This window comes from Pseudomonas lijiangensis (assembly GCF_018968705.1).
Classification (GTDB): domain Bacteria; phylum Pseudomonadota; class Gammaproteobacteria; order Pseudomonadales; family Pseudomonadaceae; genus Aquipseudomonas; species Aquipseudomonas lijiangensis.
On record NZ_CP076668.1, the window covers coordinates 3,008,023 to 3,013,750 of the forward strand.

General features: G+C 59.4%; 4 protein-coding genes. 2 read left to right on the forward strand and 2 right to left on the reverse strand.

The features are described 5' to 3' along the window. The first annotated feature begins 9 nt into the window (after nucleotides 1-9). Nucleotides 10-1,365 (forward strand): glucarate dehydratase, encoded by a 1,356-nt coding sequence (gene gudD / locus KQP88_RS12580; RefSeq protein ID WP_216703199.1) that lies wholly within the window; start codon nucleotides 10-12, stop codon nucleotides 1,363-1,365. 386 nt (nucleotides 1,366-1,751) lie between these two features. Beyond that, nucleotides 1,752-2,420, forward strand: coding sequence for a helix-turn-helix transcriptional regulator (locus KQP88_RS12585; RefSeq protein ID WP_200992393.1), 669 nt, complete (start codon nucleotides 1,752-1,754; stop codon nucleotides 2,418-2,420). A 29-nt stretch (nucleotides 2,421-2,449) separates the two neighbouring features. On the opposite strand, the gene KQP88_RS12590 is transcribed toward KQP88_RS12585, so the two are convergent. Beyond that, nucleotides 2,450-4,456, reverse strand: a complete 2,007-nt coding sequence (locus tag KQP88_RS12590) for a MacB family efflux pump subunit (protein WP_025260213.1) — start codon at nucleotides 4,454-4,456, stop codon at nucleotides 2,450-2,452. A 2-nt stretch (nucleotides 4,457-4,458) separates the two neighbouring features. Further along, entirely contained in the window at nucleotides 4,459-5,610 is a 1,152-nt protein-coding gene (macA, locus tag KQP88_RS12595; RefSeq protein ID WP_200992199.1) for a macrolide transporter subunit MacA, read from the reverse strand. Nucleotides 5,611-5,728 lie beyond the last annotated feature (118 nt).

A 5,728-nucleotide genomic window follows, 5' to 3' on the forward strand; every position in this document is an offset into this window, starting at 1 on the left:
CTTTGATTCATGACTGCTCAGACTTCCAGCCAGGCAACACGCGGCGCTCCGGTCATCACTGAACTGCAGGTCGTTCCCGTTGCGGGACACGACAGCATGCTGCTCAACCTCAGCGGCGCCCATAGCCCGTACTTCACTCGAAACGTGCTGATCCTCAAGGACAACGCCGGCCATATCGGCGTCGGCGAAGTCCCGGGCGGCGAAGGTATTCGCAAGACCCTGGAAGACGCTCGGGACCTGCTCATCGGCCAGTCCATCGGCAATTACCAGCATCTGCTGAAACAGGTCCGTACAGCCTTTGCTGACCGCGACGTCGGCGGACGTGGCCTGCAGACCTTCGATCTGCGTATCACCATCCATGCGGTCACGGCCGTGGAATCCGCCTTGCTGGATCTGCTGGGCCAGCACCTGGAAGTGCCGGTATGCGCCCTGCTCGGCGAAGGTCAGCAACGGGATGCGGTGGAAATGCTGGGCTATCTGTTCTACGTCGGCGATCGCACCCGTACCGACCTGGCCTATCGCTCGGAGGCCGATGCCGATAACGCCTGGTTCCGCCTGCGCAACGAAGAAGCCCTGACCCCGGAAAAGATCGTCAGTCTGGCTGAAGCGGCCTACGAGCGTTATGGCTTCAAGGATTTCAAGCTCAAGGGCGGCGTATTGCGTGGCGATGAGGAAATCGAAGCGGTCACGGCCCTGGCCGAGCGTTTCCCGGACGCTCGCATCACTCTGGACCCGAACGGCGCCTGGTCATTGAAAGAAGCCATCCGCCTGTGCCGCGACCAGCATCATGTGCTGGCGTATGCCGAAGACCCGTGCTGTGCGGAAAACGGTTTCTCCGGTCGTGAAGTCATGGCCGAGTTCCGTCGCGCCACCGGCTTGCGCACCGCAACCAACATGATCGCGACCGACTGGCGCCAGATGGGGCACGCCATTCAATTGCAGTCGGTGGACATTCCGCTGGCCGATCCGCACTTCTGGACCATGCAGGGTTCGGTACGGGTTGCCCAGATGTGTAACGAATGGGGCCTGACCTGGGGCTCGCATTCCAATAACCACTTCGATATTTCCCTGGCGATGTTCACCCAGGTCGCGGCTGCCGCTCCCGGACAGATCACCGCCATCGACACCCACTGGATCTGGCAGGACGGACAGCGCCTGACCAAAGAACCGCTGAAAATCGAGGGAGGCCTTGTGGCCGTGCCGAAAAAGCCGGGCCTTGGGATCGAACTGGATATGGACGCCCTGCAAAAGGCCCATGAAGTCTACAAGGGCATGGGACTGGGTGCCCGTGACGACGCCACCGCCATGCAGTACCTGATCCCGGACTGGACGTTCAACAACAAGCAGCCTTGCCTGGTGCGCTGATCGATTCACAGCTTTAGATCCGAAACTGGCCACTCGTTGGCAGCCGGCGCACAACCCCCTTGTGCGCCGTTTTTTATCAGCCTCGAAAAACCCTGACGTATATCCTGCAAAAGTCGTAAACATGTAACAGGATGCGTACAGAATCCAGTACACAATGCGCCGTACCTATTCTCCTGATTACTTTAGATACCAGCGGCAAGATATTGATTTAAAGGCAATATAGCGCCATGAACCCGCACCTCTCAGCCCCTCTATAGCCATTAAAGGCCTGGCTTTTCGCTACATCAAAATGTATATACAAGCAATCACGCACATTCGCTTTCGTGACCGAGGTCTCTTTATCAGCGTCGAAAACCTGTCCCAGCTACATCATCATGGATGAAAAAATGCCTCATACCTTATTTCCGCAAATTGGCCGAGTCATGGCCAGTATTGGTACCCGGAATTTTTCACGTGCGTTTCATGAGCTGATCAATACGCAGCTTGGCATCGATGCCGCACATCTTCATGCGCTGCCACAGCCTCTGCAATCCGAGCATTCCAGCGCTCGGGCGATGTTTGACGAAACCGTCACCTCACCCCGCACCCTCAGTATGTTCACGGATTCGGTTCACCTCTATCCGATGCAGGAATCCGATGGCTACTGTTGCCGAATCACGGTTTTCCGTGCGCCGCCTTCGCTCTGTTTCTCCGCTGGCGAGCGTCGTCGGCTGAAAGACATCTCGCCGTTCCTGTTTTCGATACTCGAGAAACATGTGGAAGCCTTGCAGACTGTTCTGTCCAGAGCCGAGGCCAACAAGACTGAAAGCCTTGAAGACCGCTTCCACGAGCGCCTTCGCGAAACCGGCCTGACGCTTTCAGAGCGGGAAACACAGGTCTGTCTCGGGCTGCTGGCCGGGCATACGGCACTGGAGCAGGCCGAACGTTTGACGCTGAAGGTCAATACCGTGGGCAGCTATCAGCGCCGCGCCGCCGTCAAGCTGGGGATCAGCGGGCGCAACTCACTGATGCGCTGGATGTACGCGTCGCCCGAAGGCATTTCCATCGCCAACTGAGGCTCTGGACCTGCCCTCGGACGCGGGTTTCAATCCCGTGCCAACGCTTCGATCGGATCAAGCCTTGCCGCATTGCGTGCCGGTACAAAGCCGAACAGCACGCCAATCAGTGTCGAACAGGCGAAGGCGGTGACGATCGAAGCCGGTGAGAACACCATTTCCCACTGCTTGACGAACAGCGTGAACAGGTAGCCGATCCCGTAAGACAGGGCGATGCCGATAACCCCGCCAATCAGGCAGACCATCACGGCCTCCACCAGAAACTGCTGGCGGATATCCGACTGGCGAGCACCGACGGCCATGCGGATACCGATCTCACGGGTCCGCTCGGTCACCGACACCAGCATGATGTTCATCACCCCGATACCACCGACCACCAGGGAAATCACCGCAATCAGCGACAGCAGCAAGGTCAGCGAGCGACTGGTTTTCTGCACGGTCTGCATGACGCTGTCGAGGTTGTTGGTGAAGAAGTCCTTGGTGCCGTGGCGCTGCAGCATGAGGGCCTTGATCTCCTCCTCTACCTGCTTGCTCGGCATGCCGTCCTTGACCCGCACACTGATGCTGTCCAGATGGCGCTGGCCCAGCACGCGTCCGGCTGCCGTCTCATAAGGCATCCAGATATTGAGGGTATTGCCGGCGATGAACAGGTTCTTGTGATCGCTGGTAACGCCAATCACCGTGCACGGCAGATTGCCGATCAGGATCACCTTCCCCAACGGGTTCACACCCGGCCCGAACAGCCGTTGCGCGGTGTTGTGATCGAGCACCACCACCTGGGCCTGACGTCGTGCATCCTGCTCGTTGAAGGTGATGCCTGCCGCCAGCTGGATGTTGCGCACCTGAAAGTACCGGTTGCTGACGCCGTTGAGCTGGGCATCGACATCAATGTTGCGATAGCGCACCAGCATGCTGCGACCGACCACCGGCGTAGCGCTGTCGATGTAATACATCCGGTTGAGCGCCGCGACGTCGGACGGCAACAGGGTTTCGATGGATTTTGCCCGGCTGTCACCGAAGTTGCTGCCGGCGTAGATATCGATGGTGTTGCTGCCGATGGCCTGGATGTCCTTGAGCACATAGCGCTTGGCACCTTCGCCAATGGCCGAGATGGACACTACCGAAGTGATGCCGATGATGATCCCGAGCATGGTCAGCAAGGTGCGCATGCGGTGCGAGATCAGGGCGATCCAGGCCATGTTGAAGGCTTCGCGGAACAGGCCGAGGCTGACACCCAGGCGTCGGGCCGCGCCTTCATGCTGCAACTGCGGCTCGGGTTCGGGCGCAGCCTGTGCCTTCTGCACCGTGCGCTGGTCACTGATGATCTCACCGTCACTGACTTCGATGATGCGCTCGGCGTGGGCCGCGACCTTGGGGTCGTGGGTGACCAGAATCACCGTATGGCCGAGGCCGTGCAGCTCAAGAAGGATGTTCATCACCTCCTTGCCGCTGGCGGTATCCAGGGCACCGGTGGGTTCGTCGGCCAGAATCACCTGGCCGCCGTTCATCAAGGCACGGGCAATACTTACCCGTTGCTGCTGGCCACCGGACATCTGGCTCGGCCTGTGGGACAGGTGCCCGCTCAGCCCCAGGCGCGTCAGCAACTCTGACGCACGCTGATGCCGCTGCGCCTGGGATTTGCCGGCATATACAGCCGGGATCTCGACGTTGCGCACGGCATCCAGGTGCGGCAGCAAGTGATAACGCTGGAAAATGAAGCCGAAATGGTCACGACGCAGCGCCGCCAGCTCTTCGTCGTCGAGGTCACGGGTTTCCTGGCCGTTGACCTTGTAGCTGCCGCCGCTGGCATGGTCCAGACACCCGAGGATGTTCATCAGCGTCGACTTGCCCGAGCCCGAGGCACCGATGATCGCCACCAGCTCGCCTGCATGAATCGCCAGGTCGATATGCTTGAGCGCCAGAAACTCGCGGTCTCCGGCCATGAAACTGCGGCTCACACCTTGCAGGTGCAGGATTGGGCTGCCTGTATCGATCGTCGTCTCGTGGAGAGCTGCAACCTCTACCTTCTGGTTCATGCTCAGGACCCCGCCACGGTCGCTGACGGATCGGCGATGACAACCTGATCACCTTCGGCGAGCCCGTTCTTGATCTCCACCTGAACGTTATTGTTGATCCCGGTCTGCACCTTGCGCTCCTGGGCGAAGCCGCTCTTGTCCAGGACGCGAACGGTGTAGACACCTTCTTCATCACGATTGCCCAGTGCTGCCACCGGCATGCTCAGGGCATTCTTGGCGGTGTCGAGGACGATACGCACCTGAGCGGTCATGGAGATGCGCAGGCGATGGTCGAGGTTCGGCACTTCAAACAGCGCGTTATAGAACACGGCCGAGTTCTGCTTGGATGACGAACCGCTGCCTTCGGTTTCCAGGTAGTCCTGTGGCGCTGGCTCGGTGCCGCGCAGCGTGGCGTAGTAGCGTTTCTCTTCACCCAGAATCGTGAAGTAGACCTCCTGACCCGTGCTGATGTGAATCACGTCAGCCTCGGACACCTGAGCCTTGATGGTCATGGTGTCCAGGTCCGCCAGCTTGAGCAGTACCGGCGCCAGTTGCTGGGCGATAACGGTCTGGCCTTCCTGGGTCACGATACCCACCACGTCGCCGTCGATGGGCGCGACGATGCGGGTGTAGCCCAGATTGACCTTGGCCGTGTCGATCTGCACCTGGGCGCTTTTGATCTGCGCATCCAGCGCGCTGACGTTGGCTTGCTGCACTTCATAGTCGGACTCGGCATTCTCGAAGTCCTGACGGGAAATAGACTGATCGGTCTGTAATTCCTTGTAGCGATCATACAAGCGCTTGGCCTGCTTCATCTGGGCTCTGGCGGAGAGCCGGTCGGCCTGAAGCTTTTCCTCATCCACTTCGGCCTGACGCAAGGTGTTACGCAACACCAGAGGGTCGATTTCAGCCAGCCACTGGCCCTTCTTGACCTTGTCCCCCAGCTTGACCTTGAGCGACTTCATCTGCCCTGAAACCTGGGCACCGACGTCCACCTGCTTGATGCCTTCCAGCACGCCTGTTGCCAATACGGCGTTCTCGATGTCGCTACGCTCGACCCTGGCAGTGATATAGGTCGGCGGCTTGGCCGGGGCTTCGATGGCATACAACACGGCACCCGCGACCAATACCAGGGCAGTACCCAATCCAACCTTACGCAATTTCGACTTGTTCATAGATGCCCACTGATACTTGAAGATCGCGCCCACCAAACGGGGCGGTAACTGACTTTTCGGTGTTCTGTGCAGCAGAGCTTCCCGCGCGCATCGGCGGGAAGCTCCTTTCTTCATGGCC

Coding starts and splice junctions, on each gene's coding strand:
- KQP88_RS12585 (WP_200992393.1), top strand. CDS start 1,752: ATGCCTCATACCTTATTTCCGCAAATTGGCCGAGTCATGGCCAGTATT.
- macA (WP_200992199.1), bottom strand. CDS start 5,610: ATGAACAAGTCGAAATTGCGTAAGGTTGGATTGGGTACTGCCCTGGTA.
- KQP88_RS12590 (WP_025260213.1), bottom strand. CDS start 4,456: ATGAACCAGAAGGTAGAGGTTGCAGCTCTCCACGAGACGACGATCGAT.
- gudD (WP_216703199.1), top strand. CDS start 10: ATGACTGCTCAGACTTCCAGCCAGGCAACACGCGGCGCTCCGGTCATC.